General features: G+C 36.2%; 3 protein-coding genes and 1 pseudogene. 2 read left to right on the top strand and 2 right to left on the bottom strand.

The genetic code is table 11. The annotated features are described in order from the left end of the window. The first annotated feature begins 140 nt into the window (after positions 1-140). Together GQO39_RS08575 and GQO39_RS08570 are read left to right on the top strand one after the other, a co-directional pair. Positions 141-440, top strand: coding sequence for a BrnT family toxin (locus GQO39_RS08575; RefSeq protein WP_156851779.1), 300 nt, complete (start codon positions 141-143; stop codon positions 438-440). Then, complete coding sequence (locus GQO39_RS08570; RefSeq protein ID WP_019220253.1) at positions 427-699, top strand: CopG family antitoxin; 273 nt, start codon at positions 427-429, stop codon at positions 697-699. The genes GQO39_RS08575 and GQO39_RS08570 overlap by 14 nt, the downstream gene beginning before the upstream one ends. A gap of 117 nt (positions 700-816) precedes the next feature. Here the strand turns inward: GQO39_RS08570 and GQO39_RS08565 are convergent, their stop codons facing one another. Together GQO39_RS08565 and GQO39_RS09360 are read right to left on the bottom strand one after the other, a co-directional pair. Then, positions 817-1,095, bottom strand: coding sequence for a hypothetical protein (locus GQO39_RS08565; protein WP_156851780.1), 279 nt, complete (start codon positions 1,093-1,095; stop codon positions 817-819). Beyond that, positions 1,092-1,157, bottom strand: a pseudogene (locus GQO39_RS09360) (phage antirepressor Ant); the annotation flags it as partial. The gene GQO39_RS08565 and the pseudogene GQO39_RS09360, both read right to left, overlap by 4 nt.

The following is a 1,157-nucleotide window of genomic DNA, read 5'->3' as shown; positions in this document are numbered from 1 at the left end:
CCGCCGTCTTTGCTGCTTTGATCAACGCAACAAATGTTTCCCTTATCGTCTCTCTTGGATGCATGAATATTCCTGTTCAAATAGATTGATTTTTAATCATTTTTATTGTATTTGTGGATACATTTTGGTATACATACGTTATGGTAACAAATATCAAAATTCATGGCATAAATTGGGATGACGGTAACTGGCCCAAATGTGCCAAACATGGAGTTTCTAAAAAAGAAATTGAGTATTTATTCACCAATCCCGGAAATCTTGTCATAAAGCACGACCCCAATGTTAAAGAAGAGCGTTTAAGAGCCATTGGGAGAAGTTATAATGAACGATATATTTTTCTAGTTTTTACCTTAAGAACAATAAAGAACGAACTGTTTGTGCGTCCTATTAGCGCTCGTTATATGCACCAAAAGGAGATTGATTTATATGAAAACCTCTAAATTAAAACAAATACCCGTTTTCAAGACGGATGAAGAAGCAGAAAACTTTGTTGATACTGCAGATCTTACTGATTATGACTTAACTGGTTTTAAACCCGTTCATTTTGAATTTTTACCTAAAGAAGCCTCTATGAATATTCGTTTGCCTCAAGCGCTTATGAAAGCTTTAAAGGAAAAAGCTAAAAATCAAGCTATCCCTTACACACGCTATGTCCGGCATCTTATCGAACGAGATTTACGAAAAAGTCATCGTAATTAATTGATAATCAGGTGTAATCGGGTATATATTCCGGTATGCAAACAGATACACTCCAAATTACACAAGAATTATTGACTCCTCCCACCTTATGAAGATGGGAAAGGAGTATGTTTTTACTTAAGCAACCTTTTTAATGGGGTGCTCCAAATCTGGTTCATAAGCTCGCAACAAAGAATCCATGCTATGCGGTAGTTTGGAAGTTCCAAAACCTGTAAGAACAGCCAGAATCTTTGTCACATTTGGCGATTCCTCTTGAAGTTTTAAAATCAAAGCTTTTTCTACCACGCCCATGATCTCAACCAGTGCACTACAGTCTTTGTCTTCAATGTCTTCACAATTGACAAACTGAAACAAAGCCATCCACAAATCACATAAAAAATCGATACTGCTATTCATTGTACACCCCCAAAGATTTGTTCTCTCAAACATGCCAATCCCTTTGGTGTGATTTTAGTTGA

This window comes from Bartonella refiksaydamii, from assembly GCF_902652675.1.
Taxonomy (GTDB): domain Bacteria; phylum Pseudomonadota; class Alphaproteobacteria; order Rhizobiales; family Rhizobiaceae; genus Bartonella; species Bartonella refiksaydamii.
This window is presented reverse-complemented; position numbering and strand designations above follow the sequence as displayed.

Excerpts from the sequence above, each read along its gene's own strand:
- GQO39_RS08575 (WP_156851779.1), top strand. The coding sequence starts at position 141 with ATGGTAACAAATATCAAAATTCATGGCATAAATTGGGATGACGGTAAC.
- GQO39_RS08570 (WP_019220253.1), top strand. The coding sequence starts at position 427 with ATGAAAACCTCTAAATTAAAACAAATACCCGTTTTCAAGACGGATGAA.
- GQO39_RS08565 (WP_156851780.1), bottom strand. The coding sequence starts at position 1,095 with ATGAATAGCAGTATCGATTTTTTATGTGATTTGTGGATGGCTTTGTTT.